At 69.6% G+C, this 16,159-nt stretch carries 11 protein-coding genes and 2 pseudogenes; 6 read left to right on the forward strand and 7 right to left on the reverse strand.

What is annotated here, in order from left to right; translation table 11 throughout:
• Nucleotides 1-183: 183 nt before the first annotated feature.
• Together BR98_RS08885 and BR98_RS08890 are read right to left on the reverse strand one after the other, a co-directional pair.
• The gene (locus BR98_RS08885) at nt 184-1,227 is read right to left on the reverse strand and encodes a LacI family DNA-binding transcriptional regulator (protein WP_232247354.1); all 1,044 of its coding nucleotides are present in this window, start codon (nt 1,225-1,227) and stop codon (nt 184-186) included.
• 2 nt (nt 1,228-1,229) lie between these two features.
• Nucleotides 1,230-2,270: a LacI family DNA-binding transcriptional regulator gene (locus BR98_RS08890; RefSeq protein ID WP_035841561.1), complete on the reverse strand. Its 1,041-nt coding sequence runs from the start codon at nt 2,268-2,270 to the stop codon at nt 1,230-1,232.
• A gap of 105 nt (nt 2,271-2,375) precedes the next feature.
• On the opposite strand from BR98_RS08890, the pseudogene BR98_RS41015 reads away from it, so the two are divergent.
• Nucleotides 2,376-2,513, forward strand: a pseudogene (locus tag BR98_RS41015) (IS1380 family transposase); the annotation flags it as partial.
• Nucleotides 2,514-2,733: 220 nt separating this feature from the next.
• On the opposite strand, the gene BR98_RS36160 reads toward BR98_RS41015, so the two are convergent.
• Entirely contained in the window at nt 2,734-4,914 is a 2,181-nt protein-coding gene (locus BR98_RS36160; protein WP_051969475.1) for an autotransporter outer membrane beta-barrel domain-containing protein, read from the reverse strand.
• 385 nt (nt 4,915-5,299) lie between these two features.
• On the opposite strand from BR98_RS36160, the pseudogene BR98_RS41020 reads away from it, so the two are divergent.
• The 3 genes and pseudogenes from BR98_RS41020 to BR98_RS08910 form a co-directional block, all read left to right on the forward strand.
• Nucleotides 5,300-5,606, forward strand: a pseudogene (locus tag BR98_RS41020) (LacI family DNA-binding transcriptional regulator); the annotation flags it as partial.
• A gap of 258 nt (nt 5,607-5,864) precedes the next feature.
• On the forward strand, nt 5,865-7,058 hold the full coding sequence (locus tag BR98_RS08900) for an IS110 family RNA-guided transposase (protein WP_035841563.1): 1,194 nt from the start codon (nt 5,865-5,867) through the stop codon (nt 7,056-7,058).
• A gap of 1,345 nt (nt 7,059-8,403) precedes the next feature.
• Nucleotides 8,404-9,654: a tyrosine-type recombinase/integrase gene (locus BR98_RS08910; protein WP_051969476.1), complete on the forward strand. Its 1,251-nt coding sequence runs from the start codon at nt 8,404-8,406 to the stop codon at nt 9,652-9,654.
• Between the two features lie 51 nt (nt 9,655-9,705).
• On the opposite strand, the gene BR98_RS08915 is transcribed toward BR98_RS08910, so the two are convergent.
• The 4 genes from BR98_RS08915 to BR98_RS08930 form a co-directional block, all read right to left on the reverse strand.
• Nucleotides 9,706-10,353, reverse strand: a complete 648-nt coding sequence (locus BR98_RS08915) for a nucleotidyl transferase AbiEii/AbiGii toxin family protein (protein ID WP_035841565.1) — start codon at nt 10,351-10,353, stop codon at nt 9,706-9,708.
• A complete protein-coding gene (locus BR98_RS08920) occupies nt 10,353-10,673 on the reverse strand; it encodes a hypothetical protein (RefSeq protein ID WP_035841566.1) in 321 nt (106 codons plus the stop codon). The genes BR98_RS08915 and BR98_RS08920 overlap by 1 nt, the downstream gene beginning before the upstream one ends.
• Nucleotides 10,674-10,815: 142 nt before the next feature.
• The gene (locus tag BR98_RS08925; protein WP_035841567.1) at nt 10,816-11,538 is read right to left on the reverse strand and encodes a hypothetical protein; all 723 of its coding nucleotides are present in this window, start codon (nt 11,536-11,538) and stop codon (nt 10,816-10,818) included.
• A 204-nt stretch (nt 11,539-11,742) separates the two neighbouring features.
• Nucleotides 11,743-12,459: a flavodoxin family protein gene (locus BR98_RS08930; protein ID WP_035841569.1), complete on the reverse strand. Its 717-nt coding sequence runs from the start codon at nt 12,457-12,459 to the stop codon at nt 11,743-11,745.
• A 415-nt stretch (nt 12,460-12,874) separates the two neighbouring features.
• Here BR98_RS08930 and BR98_RS08935 point away from each other — a divergent pair, with 415 nt between their 5' ends.
• Nucleotides 12,875-14,023, forward strand: a complete 1,149-nt coding sequence (locus BR98_RS08935; protein WP_157537523.1) for a lactonase family protein — start codon at nt 12,875-12,877, stop codon at nt 14,021-14,023.
• 437 nt (nt 14,024-14,460) lie between these two features.
• Entirely contained in the window at nt 14,461-16,008 is a 1,548-nt protein-coding gene (locus BR98_RS08940) for a Na+/H+ antiporter (RefSeq protein ID WP_035843720.1), read from the forward strand.
• Nucleotides 16,009-16,159 lie beyond the last annotated feature (151 nt).

A 16,159-nucleotide genomic window follows, 5' to 3' on the forward strand; every position in this document is an offset into this window, starting at 1 on the left:
AGCACACGTCGGCGACGGCGAGCGGTGGGCGAGGAGGGCGACGGCGAGCCGTGGCAGGTCGCCGGCCGTCTTCGTTGCGGCTTCCCCGCCCGAGGCTTTGAGGGCGGTGGCGTCGGGAAGGCCCAAGGCTCGCGGATCGGGGCTCATCGGCTCGGATCCCGCAGCAGTGACTGGTGGTGGGCGTCAGGGCACATGCCGCTCGCCGTCCTTGGTCTCCGTCCCCGCAGACGACGACCGGCGTACCCGCAGTGTGAAGTCGGCGGTCTCGGTCCGGCCGGGCAGTGCGCGGGAGTCCGCGTGGTCCATGCGGGAGCGCAGCAGTGCGACGGCCGTGCGGGCGATCGACGGGCGCTGGGGATCGACCGTGGTCAGGGGCGGTGTCGTGTAGCGGGCTGCTTCGATGTCGTCGAAGCCCGCCAGTACCACGTCGTCGGGGACAGCGACGCCGCTGCGGTGCAGGACGGAAAGCGCGCCGATGGCGACCACGTCGTTGTAGCAGAAGAGGGCGTCGAAGCGGACGCGGGTGCGCAGCAGCCGGGTCACGGCTCCGGCACCGGAGGACCAGAGGTCGGCGTTGTCCACCCCCAGGACCAGCGAGTCGTCGTATGCGACTCCGGCTTCCTCGAGGGCCGAGCGGTAGCCGTGCAGGCGTCGGCCGCCGGCGCGGGGGCCTGCCGGTTCGCAGATGGCGGCGATGCGGCGGCGGCCCTGGGAGAGCAGGTGGGCGACGGCGGCGTGTGCGCCCTGCTCGTCGGCGATCTCGACGTAGTCCAGGCTCATTCCGTCCGCCTCGGTGGGGCGCTCACCGAGGACCACCGCGGGCTGGGCCTCAAGCAGCGGCAGATATTCCTGGGGCGACAGCGCGTGCGGCACGTAGATGATCCCGTCCACGAGTTCGCCGTACGACGTGGTCAGCAGGGTGCGTTCCCGCTGGGCGTCACCGCGGGTGGCCTCGACCACCACCTTCAGCCCCAGGGTCTCGGGGGCCATGAGGATCTGCTCGGCCAGTTCCGCGTTGAAGGGCTGGTAGACGTTGGGGATGACGAGGGCGATCGTGCCCGTGCGGCGGGAACGCAGCCCGCGGGCGAAGGGATTGATCCGGTAACCGAATTCCTCCACGACCGCCCGCACCCGCTCCTCGGTCTCCTGGCTGTAGGAGCCGGTCCCGTTGATGACGTTGGAGACCGTCTTCGTCGACACCCCGGCCCGTTCGGCCACGGTGCGCATGGTCACGCCCCGCCCCATGGTGCTATCCCTCCCAGTGTTGATTCACGTACCGCCAGGTCGAAGTCGGCGACGATCAGCCGGCCTTCCTCCACGGTGGCCGTGCCGTTCATACGGTCGTTCAGCAGGGCCAGGGCCTCGCGGGCGATCCGCGCGGTGCCAGGCGCGACAGAGGTGAGCGACGGATGGGAGTAGCGGGCGTCGTCGATGTCGTCGAAGCCCGCGACGGCCACCTCCGCGGGTACCTTCAGCCCGGCCGCCTGAACGGCGTGCAGGGCGCCCAGGGCCAGGACGTCGGCGAAGGCCACAACGGCATCGAACCGGATCCCGGCATCGATCAGCCGCTGTATTCCGGCGGCGCCCGCACGGCGGTTCCAGTCGGCAGTGTCCACCTCGCGGACGAGCTCGGGCAGGTAGGGCAGGCCCGCGTCGCGTAGTCCGTCCCGGTAGCCCTCCAGCCGCAGGTGGGCGGCAGCCTGGTCGGGCCGGTCGGTGTCGCCGGCGCCGAGGGCCGCGATCCGCGTGTACCCGAAGGAGACCACGTGGTTGACCAGGGCCCGCACGCCCTCCCGGTTCGCCATGGCGACTCGGTCGACCGGGGCGTCATAGGAGCGTTCCGTCATGAATACTGTCGGCACGGTCTGCGCGACCAAGCGGGCCTGCGCGTCCGACAGCCCCACCGGGTACATCAGCAGCCCGCCGACGTGTGGCCCGTGGTCGCGCACCAGCGCGAGCTCGGCCTCGGCATCGCCGCCGGTGAGCTCGATCAGCACGGTCAGCCCACGGCGTTCGGCCTCGCGCATGACCGCTTCGGCGAGTTCCGCGTAGAAGGGCTGCGAGAGGTGGGGCAGGGCCAGAGCGACGAGTCCGGTCCGGCCGGTGCGCAGGTTGCGGGCGATCGTGTTGGGACGGAAGTCCAGTTCCGCTATGGCGGCGTCGACCTTGCGCCGGGTCCGCTCGCTGACGTTGGCTTCGCCGTTGACCACGCGGGAGACCGTTTTGGGTGAGACTCCGGCCCGTTGGGCGACGTCATGCATCGTGGCCATGGCAGAACCCTATACTCCGGCCGGGGCCAGGCCGCAGAGCCCGGCGCATTCGGCTCAGAGGCGACCGGGGCATCGAGAACTCCTGCACCACGTCTGTGATGTGAGGCCTCGACCTGGAAGAAGGCATTCGGTCATCACCCGCTGTTCGTGTTCGGCGACCACGGTCGCACGGGGTCTGGTGAGCCGGTCGCGGGCCTGCTGCGGCCAGGAAACGCCGGCGGTATCACTGCAGTCGACCACCTCGCCGCCTGCGACTGCCGACCTCGATGACGGTCGCCTCGTGCAGCCGTTGCGGCATGCCGGCGTCGACTTGCGGGAAGTCGATCGCCGGGATCGTTTCGGCCTGGGAGCGCGGGAAGGTGTGCCAGGTGTCGGCGCGGCGGGATCCGGCGTGCCCGCAGGCTCCCGAGGTGCGGTCCGGGCCGCCGGTGTTTCGGCGGCCCGGACCAGGTGGTGTGTGGTGTCAGAAGGTGGTTGCCGAGTCCAGGGCGATGGTGTTGTTGGAGCTCGCGCCGTTCTTGGTTCCGGTGACGGTGATGGTGACGGTGTGGGTTCCGGAGGTCAGGCCCGAGATGGTGAACAGGCTGGCTCCCGGGATCCGGGTGGCGCTGTAGTCGTCGACGCTGCGGGCGGTGCCGCCGTCCACCGAGTAGGTGGCGATGCCCTGGTCCACGTCCTTGACGCCGTAGATGACCGCGCCGGTGCCGGTGAAGGTGAGTGTGGCGGTCGATCCGGTGGTGTTGTTCCAGTGGGTGGTTCCGCTGTACAGGTCGCCGATGCCGGTGGTGGCGCCCCAGTTGCTGCCGTAACCGAACCGGTTGGTGCCGGTGGTGGCTGCGTCGTCGATGGTCGAGACGTTCGGCGTGACGGTGGCGTAGTCCAGGGCGACCGTCACGTTGGTGCTGGCGGTGTTCTTCGTCCCGGTGTTGCTGATGGTGACGGTGTGGGTGCCGGAGCTGAGGCCGGTGGTGGACCACAGGGGTGCCTGTGAGGTGCGGGTGGTGGCGTAGTCGTCGGCGTAGGTCGCCGGGCCGCCGTCGACGGAGAACGCGGCGATCCCCTGGTCGTGGTCCTTGACGCCCCAGATGGTGGCGCCGCTGCCGGTGAAGGTGTAGGTGGCGCTGGCGCCGGTGGTGTTGCTCCAGTGCGCGGTGCCCTGGAGCAGGTCTGACACGCCGGTGGCGGTGCCCCAGTTGGCGCCGTAGCCGAAGTGGTCGGTGCCGGAGGTGGCGGTGTCGTCGGTGGTGGTGTCGCTGGTGACCGAGCCGGGCGGCGTCACGTACACGGCGTAGGCGCCGTTCTTGTCGCCCAGGGCGACCGGCACGGTGATGGCCCCGCCGGAGACGGTGAGGTTGCCGCTGAAGACGGTCTGGGGGCTGTTCAACGAGGCCACGTCGGGGATCCGGTCGACCTCGACGTGGGTGGCTCCACCGGAGGCGAGCCAGGGGACCGACCCGAATCCGGTGATGGAGACGTTGGCCTGTCCGACGAATCCGGCCGAATCGCCGATGAGCGCGGCGGCCTGGTTCTTGGTGCTGTCGATGGCGGCGGTGATGGTGGTGCTACCGCTGCCGGTGGTGGCCACCCGCGTTCCGGTCAGGGTCGCGTAGGCGCGGTAGGTCCAGTACTGGCCGGAGGGGACCAGGTTCCCGCCGGTGTGGGTGAGGGTGACGCCGAGGTCGCCGGAGGTGCAGCAGTTGATCCACTCCGTGCGGGCCGCGGTGGCCATGCCGGACTGGGCGAAGCGGTCCAGGATCCAGGCGGTGTGGGCGGCGTCCTGCTGGTTCGGGACGAGGTACTCGTTGGAGGACTGGGTGAGGCCGGTGATGCCGGCGGCGGACAGGTATCCGTTGACCTGGGCGACCGCGGCGACCGGGTCGTCGGTGGTGCCGCCTCCGAGGTGATAACTGATGACGTTGGGCAGGGTGCCGGCGGCCTGTGCGGTCTGGATCCACGTCTGCAGGGCGCTCGTGGGGTTGGAGGCGTACGCGGGGCCGTCGATGCGCGCGGACGGGGCGACCCGCCGGATTTCCCGGACGGCGCTGTTCCACATGTTCCAGTACTGCGTGCCGATCCCGGGAGGGAAGAAGCCGCCGGCGTTGGGCTCGTTGTAGGGCTCGTAGGTGACGGTGACGCCGGCGGACTGCATGGCGGCCACGGTGTCGTCGATGAACGTGGTCCAGCTCGAGCAGTCGCCGTTGTTGCAGGGGTAGAGCGCGTTGCCCGGCTGGGACAGGTCGGCGCCCCACAGGTCGCTGAGCATCAGGACGTACTCGGCGTGGTACGGGGCCTGGGTGACGCGCTTGGCCTGGGCGATGATGGAGTTGATGCGGGCCTGGTAGCCGGCCCCGGCCTTGTAGCCGTCGCCGATCCAGCCGTCGCCGGCGACGCGCGCCCCGCCGCCGCGCATCAGGGTGAGGTTGAGCGGCTGGAGGTAGTTGTCGCCGGGGGCGCTGCCGTCCTGGCTCAGGCCGTACAGGTAGCCCTCGCCGACGCCGGTCATGGGCCCGGCGGTGGTGGACAGGTCGACGCTCAGCGTTTCGGTGGTGGCGCTGGCTGTGGGCGGTATGACCAGCAGCGTCAGGGCGGCGGTCGCGGCGACCGCCAGCCAGCTCTTGATCTTGAGGCGTGCAGGGAGTGCCATGGGGACTGTCCTTCTGGATGAAGAAACACGATGGTGCACTTGCCGGGATCGGTCAGGCCCCAGTCCGGAGATTCCCTGTTCGGGGGGCGGGGGGCGGGCCGGTCCGCCGTTCGGCGCGCGATGCGTCGTACGTGGGGAGGGCGGGGTGGTATGCCCTCGGATCGCCGTCCGGGCGAGACGCCCGGTGTCGAATCGGTTCGTCAGAAAGTAGGGGGCCCGGATCGGTGATGTCAATGCCGGATGAGCGTTAGGTTTCAGAAAAGAAGCAGGCCGTTCATGTGGTCGACACATGACCCCCGTAGGGACTAGCCTCGCGTCCACTCAACGGTTCGAACCGGTTCGACGCGCGGGAGTCGATCCGCATCATCCAGCATCGGAGAGTCGCGTGAACATTGGTGAGATCGCTCGGCGTGCGGGAGTTGCGCGCAGCACGGTGTCGTACGCGCTGTCCGGGAAGCGTCCGATCCCGCCCGAGACCCGGGCGCGGATCCAGGCGTTGATAGACGAGCTCGACTACCTACCAGCCCAGCGCCACCCCGCGGGCGCTGTCCTCGGGTGAGACCCGCACCGTGGGTCTGGCGTTTCCGCCGGCCAGCGGCCACTACCCCGACATGCAGTTGGATTTCATCGGCTCGCTGGTCGAGGCCGCCAGCGGGTTCGGCTACGACGTGCTGCTGGATAGGGGTGGTTTGCTGAGTAGGCTCAACAACCTCGATTCAGAGGTCCCTACCTTGTTGATCGGGATGAGCGAGCCACTCGTAGGGTTGGCTCACCCAGGGTGTCGGGTGTGGCTTTCAGAGGTCTGCCGCCCGTGGCTTCCATCGATGCGCCGCCCGACACCCCCGACGACTCGGCTGCTGATTAGGAATTGCGACTCCGATCGCTGTGTAGGGACTCGACAGCGAGGTCGTCTGTGGTGCACGTAGGCAAACGACCCGTGGAGAGCGCACGTGAGAGCGATCTGGGCCGGTATCGACGCCGGCAAGGCCCACCACCACTGCGTGGTGATCGACGACACCGGTAAGCGGCTGCTGTCGCGGCGTGTGGCCAACGACGAGCTGGAACTCCTTCAGCTCCTCGCCGACGTCCTGGCCCTGGGCGACCAGGTCACCTGGGGCATCGACCTGGCCGACGGTGGTGCCGCCCTCGTGATCGAGCTGCTGCTCAACCACGGCCAGCACGCGCTCTACATTCCGGGCATGGCCGTCAACCGCGCCTCCGAGGGTTACCGCGGCGACGGCAAGACCGACGCCAAGGACGCGGCGATCATCGCCGACCAGGCCCGCATCCGCCGGGACCCGCAACCTCTGCGACCCGGCGACGAACTGATCACCGAGCTCAAAGTCCTCACCGGCCACCGCCGCGACCTCGTGGACGACCGCACCCGGACGGTCAACCGGCTGCGCGGACACCTCACCGGTATCTTCCCCGCTCTGGAACGAGCCCTGGACCTGACCAACGCCGGCCCGCTGGTCCTCCTCGCCGGCTACCAAACCCCGGCCGCCCTACGTCGCACCGGTGCCCGGCGCCTGGAGACCTGGTTGCGCAACCGCAAGGTCCGCGGGGCCGCACAGCTGGCCGCGGACGCCCTGGCCGCAGCCGGGAGCCAGCACACCAGCGTGACCGGCGAGAAGCCCACGGCCCAACTCGCGCAAACCCTGGCGAGGGATGTGACGCGCCTCAACCAGCAGGTCGCCGACATCGACAAGGTCATCGAGGCCCGGTTTCGCGAGCACGCGCACGCCGAAGTAGTCGCGAGCATGCCCGGCGGCATCGGGCCCCTGCTCGGCGCCGAGTTCCTCGCCGCCACCGGCGGCGACCTGTCCGCATTCGCCACCCCGGACCGCCTTGCCGGATTCGCCGGAGTCGCCCCGGCTCCCCGCGACTCGGGCAAGATCAGCGGCAACCTCCATCGCCCCAAGCGATACAGCCGAGGTCTTCAACGCGTCTTCTACACCTCCGCGTTGATCAGCATCCGGTGCTGCGAGGAGTCCCGCCGCTTCTACGACCGCAAGCGCGCCGAGGGCAAGCGGCACACTCAGGCAGTCCTCGCCCTTGCCCGACGCCGCGTCAATGTTCTGTGGGCCCTCCTGCGTGACGGACGGTGCTATGAGCCGCTACCGCCCGTCACCGCGGCCGCTTGACAACAACATTAGAAATCGTAGTAGAGCTCGAAGTCGTGCACGCGCGGACCAACATGGACCGCAGCAACGGGCGGGCGCCGACCTGTAGCCGTTGGTAGCGTCACCAGTGGTAGTGCCATGAGCCAACCGGTCACAACAGCTCCAGCACCCCAACCACCCCCGACCGCCGTGGGCAACGGTGCGTGTCCCCCTCCGAGTTGAACCCCTAATGGCCAACTCGACTCGACCAAAGCTCGCTTCAGGTTCCACGGAGTCCGGCTGGTCGCCTGTCCTCGCCTCCCGCCACCCGGCGCCGTACAGCGTTGTAGCGCTGGGAGCCGTCGCTCCCAGCCCAACCGCCGGCACCACACCCATCAGCGCAAAACCACCATCAGGTGTCAGCGAATCAGCAGGTACACCCTTGACCAGCTGTCAAATGGCCTCGGGACACGGGCACTCCCAACTTCAAGGGCCCAAAACCGTTGACAGGTAACACTGCTCCCAGCCAAAGGAACGTGGGAGCAGCAGGTCAGCGACCCGCAACCGGTTGTCCGCAGCCCCGCGCTCCCTACATGCCCAACGCGCCCACCCCGACACGGGAAGATCTTTGCCAACTCGACCGGATCGGGTGACGATCCGCGGCTCCGTGTTGACCCCTGGGAGCGAATCGCTCCCATTTACTTCCAACACTCCCAGCCCCCGTGCTCCCAGAACCCCACCCCAGGAACGGCAAAAGGCCGTATCCCGAAAGCAGAATACGGCCTCTGACCTGCGACTTTGGACATCAGTCCGAAGTCGGGACGACAGGATTTGAACCTGCGACCCCTTGACCCCCAGTCAAGTGCTTCAAGTAGTGTCGCCAGCCAGGACCTTGAGGTCCTGGCTTCTCTGTTGCGTCAACAAGACTCGGAGATAAGCAAGTTGGATTATGCGAACGCCTAAACCGAACAGGCACCGTCGGGAATAGATGACGGTTCGTCAGTTACTACTTTGTGCACAAGCGCCCGTTATGACCCATGGGCGCTCATAGGCGCTCATCGCGTGTGGTCCCAAAGTGGTCCCAAGAGTTCCGGGGCGGCTCCAGTCACCGCGAGTAACAGCAATCTGGCGGACCCTCAGCAACCACCGGTGGCCGCGCCCGGCAGGCCCCACGCAACGCCGCCGACCGTTGTGACCGCTGCGAGCAGATCAAGGTCGACTACCCATCGGCTACGGATCGTGATCTTCCGCGCGGTGTGTCTTCTTGAGCGTGTCCTGCCCGATTGCTCCCGCCCTGCCTCGCGCCCCGCTCCGCGCGCTCTGCCGACACGCCCGACCGCCCGGCGAATCTTGGACCCGTAACCGCCCGGGCCAAGGAGGAACCACCATGGGACAGCGTACGAAGCGCGGCAGGGTCTACCGCCGATGCGGCTGCCAGGACCAGAACAAGAAGCAGCTCGGCCCCTGGTGCATGCGACTGCTGGAGGACGCGAAGCACGGCACCTGGACCTACGCCGTCGACCTCGCCCCCGAGGACGGCCGGCGCCGAACCCGCCGCAGGGGCGGATTCGCCACCCGTGCCGAAGCCGCCCGCGAGATGGCCGCCGTCCTGGACGGCGAGCTGCGCGGCGTCTACGAGAACCGCCGCACCACCGTCGCCGGCTACCTACGCGAATGGCTCGCCGTGAGGAAGGAGGCTCTCGCGCCGAACACCTACGCCGGCTACAAGGCCTGCGTCGAACGCGACCTCATCCCCGCCTTCGGCCACCGCAGACTCCTCGACCTGCGCGCCAAGCACATCAACGACTGGATCACCGCCCAACTCGCAGCCAAGCGGGGCAGCGTCACCGTCTACCGGGCTATCTCTACTCTCCGCAACGCGCTGAACGCCGCGGTCCGCTCCTGGCGGCTGCGCTACAACCCCGCCAAACACTCCGTCCCGCCCAAGCCCCGCGCAGACGAGCGCACCTGCTGGACACCCGAGCAGGCCGCGACCTTCCTTCGACACTGCGCCGAGCACTACGCCGACCAGCTCACCGACCTCTTCGAAGTCATGCTCGGCACCGGCATGCGCCGCGGCGAGATCCTGGCCCTGCACTGGTCCGACGTCCACCTCATGGACCGCAAGCTCTTCGTCCGCTGGAACCTGGCCGCCGTCAACAACGGCAAACTCCACCTCGGCCAGCCCAAAACTCCAGCCAGCCGCGCCTGGATCAGCCTCTCCCCCAGAGTCATGACCACCCTCCACCGCCGAGCCGCCATCCAGATGGCCAACCACCCCGACGGCCGCCTCGAAGGACTCGTCTTCTCCCACGGCGACGGATCACCCCTGCGACCCCAATGGGTCCTCGACCAGCTCCGCAAGCGCACCGCCGAGATCGACCTGCCCCGCATCGGCCTTCACGACCTCAGACACACCGCCGCCAGCATCATGATCGCCATGGGCATCCCCCTGGCCATCGTCTCCAAGACCCTGCGCCACGCCACCCTCGCCACCACCATCAACCTCTACGGCCACCTCTTCAAAGACTCCGCCGACCAAGCCGTCAACGCCCTCGGCGACGCCCTGGACAAGGCCGATGCCGATCACCGGAGCGCCACTCCCGTGATCGAGAGTGTGCCGCCGATGGCGGCATAGACCCGGGATGTGACTGACCCTCATAGGTGACTCCGCAGCAGCGGTCGCGCCCTACGCTCCGGTGAGTTCCTGGTGCCAGTCAGCGAACTCCTCGCGGATCGCAGCGGCCGCGGCCGGGTCGAGCCCGTAGGCGGCGAACTGCTTGTCGCTGTAGCGAGCGACGCGCCGCAGTGCGTCGGCGAACATCTGCTCGTCGAAGCCGGCGTCGTTCTGGGCGGCGAGTTCGAGCAGCCGCTGGCGGGAGTAGCCGGCTTTGAGGAGTCCGTCGACGTCGATCGCGTCGCGGACCTCCGCTCGGCTGAACAGCGCACCGGTCTTTCCCGCGGCGACGTCATCGCGATGCAGGACCGGCCCGAGGTCGGAGGCCACCGGCGGGTGGTGGAGGAACTCAGCGACCAACTCGACCTTGCTCTGGAATCCCGTGGCCGGGTCGGTGACGTTCATGCGGGCGTAGGTCGGCACCTGCTGCGCGACCTCAACCGAATACCCGGCGGCCTCGTACGCCGCAGCGGCCCGCACGACGGCGGCCGGCATCTCCTTGGCCGCGCGGTCGATCGGCGCGAACAAGTCGACATCGTCGCTGAGCCGGTCGACGATGTGGTGCGCTTGGACGGCGTAGCCGCCCGCGAGGGCATAGCCGTAGTCCTCGGCGAGAGCGTCCAGCCCGATCGTGATCAGGCGCCGGTGCAGGTCGTCCACTACGCGGCAGCCGCCCTCGACCCGAGCTCGGGGAAGCGGGCCTGCCAGACCGCACGGGCCTCCCGGGGCAGGAACAGCTCGGGCCAGATCCTCAGCAGGGTGGCCCGGTCCAAGTTGGCATGGAGGTCGTCGGGGGTCTGCGCCTCCCGGATCACGCGCTCGTACATCAGCACGAGGTCGGCATGATCCGCGAGGTCGTAGGCGTACTGCGGGCCCCAGTCGATGTATCGCGGCAACGCGACCGTGCCGGTCGTCGGCCCGGTCAACAGGCCGAGCGAGGCCGGTAGCGCATAGGGCTTGGCCACGGCATACCTACTCATGCCCTCAGTCTGCCGTACGACCGGCGGTGGCGATGGCGGATCGCCGATCACGGCCGGATCGGAACACTCGGTACGGCCGCCCTGCCTGGGCGTGGCGGAGTGCGGGACGGCCAGAGTTTGCTGGTCGTCGTCTCCGCCGCGCCTACGCTTCCCGTGACGCCCCGCGGTAGGCGTGTGAGAGAGCGAGCAGGTCGGCCCGGCGGGCTCGGTGGAGGTCGATCGGCTCCTGAAGAGCGGTGTCCAGCAGCCACACGCCGTTGCGGAAGCGCTCGAAGCCGATGCTTTCCCAGAGGGCGGCGATCTTCTTCTTCGCGCGCTTGCGGTAGGTGTCGGTGACCTCCTCCCGGTTCTGCGGGTACTCGCTCATGGCGGGGTAGGCGGCGACCGCGCAGCACCCCGGCGACAGTCGTCGGATGGCCTCCGCCGCGATGATCGGCCCGAGGCCGAATCCGCGCCATTCCCGGTCGAGGTGGACTCGGTCGAGGATGAGCAGATCGCCGACGGGCTGCGTGATCCGGTTCTCGAACGCCTTCGCATAGCCCTGCCTGCGCCCGTAACCGCCGAGCACGGCGGCGGCGATCACCTCGAGGTCCCCGGACCAGCTGTCGGCCGCGTCCCAGCGGTCGTCCTCGGCGAAGTCGCGCAGGCGATACAACGAGACCCTGCCGACCCGCGGCGCGGAGTTGGGATCGTAGTCCTCGTCCTCTTCATCGCTGGGCGGGGCCAGGACGGAGACGCCCCAGGCTTCGAGGGTGTCCTCGAACTCGTACGGCTCCGCGGGGTGCGCGTGGGAGTACACGAAGCGCAAGTGAGCTGGATCTCCGGGGAGTTCACTGATCGGGCGGCGCGCCTTCTTCGAGGTCATGAGCCCCAGGCTAACGATGGGCACTGACAGCAGCCGCCCACCAAGCCGTCGCTTCGTAGGTTCATATCAGCAATGGGCTGGACACGGAGCGTGCGGGGCTTCAATCTGATCTCTGGCCGCGCTCAACGGCAGCCCGTGTCCGGCCGTCGCCGTACGCCGGTCCGCCGACACCCCGGCCCCGGCTTCCGGTATCAGACCGGCCGGTCAGCGGTGCTCGGGGTTCTCGAAGTCGAAACGGCATCCCGCGTCCCACTCGGAGCGCTGGTTCCCGTGGGCCGGGATGCCGCCGGCGTCCTTGAGCATCCTGGCGAGGTGCAGGAGGTTCCAGGTCATGAAGGTGGTGTTGCGGTTGGTGAACTCGTTCTCCGGGCCGCCGGACCCCTCGTCCAGGTACGACGGGCCGGGGCCCGCCTCACCGATCCAGCCCGCGTCGGCTTGCGGCGGGATCGTGTAGCCGAGGTGCTGCAGGCTGTAGAGGACGTTCATCGCGCAGTGCTTGACGCCGTCCTCGTTGCCGGTGATCAGGCAGCCGCCCGCGCGTCCGTAGTAGGCGTACTGGCCGGCCTCGTTCAGCAGCGAGGAGCAGGCGTAGAGGCGCTCGATGACCCGCTTCGTCACGGAGGAGTTGTCGCCGAGCCAGATCGGCCCGGCGAGGATCAGGATGTCGGCGGCCATCACCTGGCTGTAGAGGACCGGCCACTCGTCGCTGTCCCAGCCGTGCTCGGTCATGTCGGGCCAGACGCCGGTGGCGATGTCGTGGTCGACGGCGCGGATGATGTCGACCGCGACGCCCTGGCGCTCCATAATCCCCGTACTGACGTCGATCAGTCCCTGGGTGTGGCTGCGCTCGGGCGAGCGCTTGAGCGTGCAGTTGATCACCAGGGCGCGCAGGTCGGCATAGGAAGTCTCGGTGTCCGGCATGCGGGTGCTTCCGTCCTCGGGGCGGGCATGGGCTCCCGTCCACTTCACCAGCCGGGGCACGGCGGCGCAGGCCGGGCTGGGCCGGACGTGCGGTCGGGATCGAGCCGATCGGGCGGCGATACCGCCTTCGCCCGGGCGGTGTCCGCCGGTCGGCCCACGTTCCACCGTCCGCTCCGCGGCCCGGCACGGCTTGCGCGCATGCTTCCGATGTTCTCGACATATCGTCACATACCGTACGAGTGAGAAGCGGTGGCCGGGTCTCTGCCCAGGGTCCTCAGTGAGCCTCGTGCCTGTGCCCGCCGTGCTGTTGTCCACGTCGCCTCGCCAGGAGGCCGAGCCACCCGGCTCCGGACCGCCCGGAGACGTAGGCCTCCCGCGAGACGACGGCACCCCGATCCCACAGGAGGCAGTTATCGTGCACGGAATCACTCGTCTCGGCGTGGCCGCCGCCACCGCGCTCGCGGCGGTCGGCGCCTTCGCCCCGTCCGCCGCTGCCACGGCGCACGGGGACAACGGACCCCACCGCGGCGGGCACCACGCGGTGTTCGTCCAGACCGACAACCCCGCCGGCAACCAGATCGTCGCCTACCACCGCGCGGACGACGGCACGCTGACCCAGGACGGGCTCTACGACACCGGCGGCCTCGGGGGCGTCCTCGACGGCTCGGTCGCCGACCACCTGGCCTCTCAGGGGGCGCTGACCTACGACGAACAGCACGGCCTGCTGTACGCCGTCAACGCCGGCAGCGACACCGTGACCGTCTTCTCCGTCGACGGCGACCACCTGGACAAGCGCCAGGTCATCGACTCCGGTGGCCGGTTCCCGGTGAGCGTCGCCGTCCACGACGACATCGTCTACGTCCTCAACGCCCTGGACGGCGGCTCCGTCCAGGGCTACACCGTGCACGACGGGCACCTGCACAAGCAGGCCGACTGGAACCGTTGCCTGGGGCTGGACCCGAACCCCACCCCGCAGTTCACCCACACGCCCGGGCAGGTCGGCTTCGTGTCCGACGGCTCGCAACTGGTCGTCACCACCAAGGCCAACGGCAACAACCTCGACATCTTCCAGCTCGACCACGCGGGCGCCCCCTCCGACACCCCGGTCGTCACCAACCTGCCGGGCGCGGTGCCGTTCGGCTTCGTCCCCAACGGCCGCCACGGCATCTTCCTCACCGAGGCCGGCCCCAACACCCTGGCCACCTTCACCATCCACCCCGACGGCACCGCCACCCAGGACGCCTCCGCGGCCACCGGCAAGTCGGCGACCTGCTGGGTGGTCGCCGTGCGCGACCTGCTCTACACCTCGAACGCCGGCAGCTCGACGCTCACCGGCTTCCGAACCGCCGACCACGGCCGCAGTCTGACCGCCCTGGGTAACACGCCCACCAACCCCGGCACCGTGGACGCCGCGGTCTCCACCAACGGGCACTTCCTCTATGTCCAGACCGGCGTCAACGGCATCCTCGACGCCTTCACCGTCAACGACGACGGCTCCCTCACCCCACTGGGCTCCCAAACCGTCCCCGACGGCACTGGCGGCGAAGGCATCGTCGCGTTCTGATCCGACCGCGCACGGCACAGGCCACGACTCTCGCCGCACTGCGGGGTCGCGGCCCACCATGCTCCATAGCCGCTTGCTGCTTCCGAGGCGCCCTCGGCCCACTCCCCCTGGCGGTCGGCGCCGACCACGACCACACCGGCCGTCGGCCACCGAGCTTTCGAGTGACCTGCGGGATGCCGGAGTCCGAGGGCTCATCGAACGCCGACGGCGGCATCGCCTCGGCGGTCCTGCCGCGGACCGGAACCGCCGCCCCAGCCGAGACGTCCCGGCCGGAGACTGCACGACCGATCAGCCGAGCGACCGTGCCGCCGACGGTCCCGCAGCGCTAAGTTTCCGATAAAATGATCGACGGTGTGCCGGGAAGCCTGGTCGGCGTGGGGGACGGACTGCAGCAATCGGCGGCAGCGAACCCCCGTTTCGTGATCGGGGCTTCACGGATGCGCGCAGTGGCGACCATTCTCTTCCTTGTGGTGCTGGCCACGGCCGTGGCGACCTTCGCCCGGCGCTGGCGCGTCCCCGCCCCCTCGCTGCTGGTCCTCGCCGGCCTGGCGGTAGCGCTGATACCCGGGACGCCCGCGTTGCGGATCCCTCCGCAGACCATCGCGCTGGTCGTGCTGCCGCCCCTGCTGTACGCCTCCGCCGAGGAACTGTCGCTGCGCGACCTGCGCATGGTCTGGAAGCCGGTCACGATCCTGGCCTTCGGTCTGGTCTTCGCCTCGGCTGCGGCGGTCGGCTTCGTGGCGGTCGCGGTGACCGGGCTGCCGCCCGCGATGGCGTTCGTGCTCGGCGCGGTGCTGGCCAGTACCGACCCGGTGGCCGTCACCGCGCTCGGCCGGCGCCTGGCCCTGCCCGGCCGCGTTCAGGTGCTGGTGCAGGCGGAGAGCCTGTTCAACGACGCCACCTCGCTGGTGCTGTTCAAGGTCGCGGTCGGCATCGCGGTGGCGGCGGGCGGCGCGGTGAGCCTGCCCGCAGCCGGCGGCGAGTTCCTGCTGCTCGGGGGCGGCGGCAGCGTGATCGGCGCCGTGGTCGCCGGCTTGGTGTGGCTGGTCCGCCGCCGCACCACGGATCCGGTACTGGAGACGGTGATCGCCCTGGTCACCCCGTACGCGGCGTACGTGCTGGCGGAGTCCGCGCACACCTCCGGGATCACCTCGGTCGTCGTCGCGGGCGTGCTGCTCGGCCGCTCCGGCCACCGCCTCACCGACGCCCACATCCGCCTCCAGCTGCACGCCGTGTACGCGGTCGTCGTGTTCCTGCTGGAAAGCGTCGTCTTCAGCATCGTTGGCCTGGAGCTGCCCGCACTGGTGCGCGGCCTGCCGGCGGGTGCCGGCTGGTGGCCGCTGCAGGCGTTGGCCCTGGCGGCCGTGCTGATCGCCGTCCGTGTCCTGTCGACGCTCCCGCTGACCCGCGCGGTCAAGCCCAGCCGCGGCCGGATGTCCTGGCGCGTGGCCGGGGTGGTGACCTGGGCCGGCACCCGCGGCGTGATGCCGCTGGCCGCCGCCCTGTCCATCCCCCTCGTCGCGAACAGCGGCAGCCCACTGCCCGGACGGGCGCTGGTGCTGGTCCTCACCACCGCGGTCGTGGTGTTCACCCTGGTCGTCCAGGGGCTGAGCCTGGCGGCCGTGGTCAACCGCTCCGGGCTGGCCCTGGAACCCGAGCACACCGCCCGCGAGGAGGCCCAGGCCCGCGACGCCCTCAACCGTGCCGCGCTGACCCATGTCGACGACCTCGCCTCGCTGGAGGCCATGCCCGAGGCCGTCATCGACCGGGTCCGGCGCGGGCTCAGCGCCCGCCTCGACCACAGCATCGACGGCCCGGACGGTGGCACCGCGGATGCCGCCTACCGCGAGCTTCGGCACGAGGTGATCGCCGTCCAGGGCACGGAACTGCACCGCCTGTACGACGAGCACCGGATCAGCGACGCCACCCGCAGGAGCCTGCAGCACGACCTTGACCGGGAGGAGGCGGCACTCGGCAACCGCTGAAGCACAGCTGCCGCATCGCCGCCGGTGATGATCCGACACCGCGGCCGCGGCGGGCGGCGCGGTGCTCAGGCGGCCCGCACCGGCCGCGACCGGGAGTAGAGCACCGCGCCGGCCCAGTCGGCCGGAGCTGCAGCGACGACTCGCGTCTGGG

Source organism: Kitasatospora azatica KCTC 9699 (assembly GCF_000744785.1).
In the GTDB taxonomy this organism is placed as follows: Bacteria; Actinomycetota; Actinomycetes; order Streptomycetales; family Streptomycetaceae; genus Kitasatospora; species Kitasatospora azatica.

Coding starts and splice junctions, on each gene's coding strand:
- BR98_RS08910 (WP_051969476.1), top strand. CDS start 8,404: ATGGGACAGCGTACGAAGCGCGGCAGGGTCTACCGCCGATGCGGCTGC.
- BR98_RS08920 (WP_035841566.1), bottom strand. CDS start 10,673: ATGAGTAGGTATGCCGTGGCCAAGCCCTATGCGCTACCGGCCTCGCTC.
- BR98_RS08885 (WP_232247354.1), bottom strand. CDS start 1,227: ATGCGCACCGTGGCCGAACGGGCCGGGGTGTCGACGAAGACGGTCTCC.
- BR98_RS08930 (WP_035841569.1), bottom strand. CDS start 12,459: ATGCCGGACACCGAGACTTCCTATGCCGACCTGCGCGCCCTGGTGATC.
- BR98_RS08940 (WP_035843720.1), top strand. CDS start 14,461: ATGCGCGCAGTGGCGACCATTCTCTTCCTTGTGGTGCTGGCCACGGCC.
- BR98_RS36160 (WP_051969475.1), bottom strand. CDS start 4,914: ATGGCACTCCCTGCACGCCTCAAGATCAAGAGCTGGCTGGCGGTCGCC.
- BR98_RS08925 (WP_035841567.1), bottom strand. CDS start 11,538: ATGACCTCGAAGAAGGCGCGCCGCCCGATCAGTGAACTCCCCGGAGAT.
- BR98_RS08890 (WP_035841561.1), bottom strand. CDS start 2,270: ATGGCCACGATGCATGACGTCGCCCAACGGGCCGGAGTCTCACCCAAA.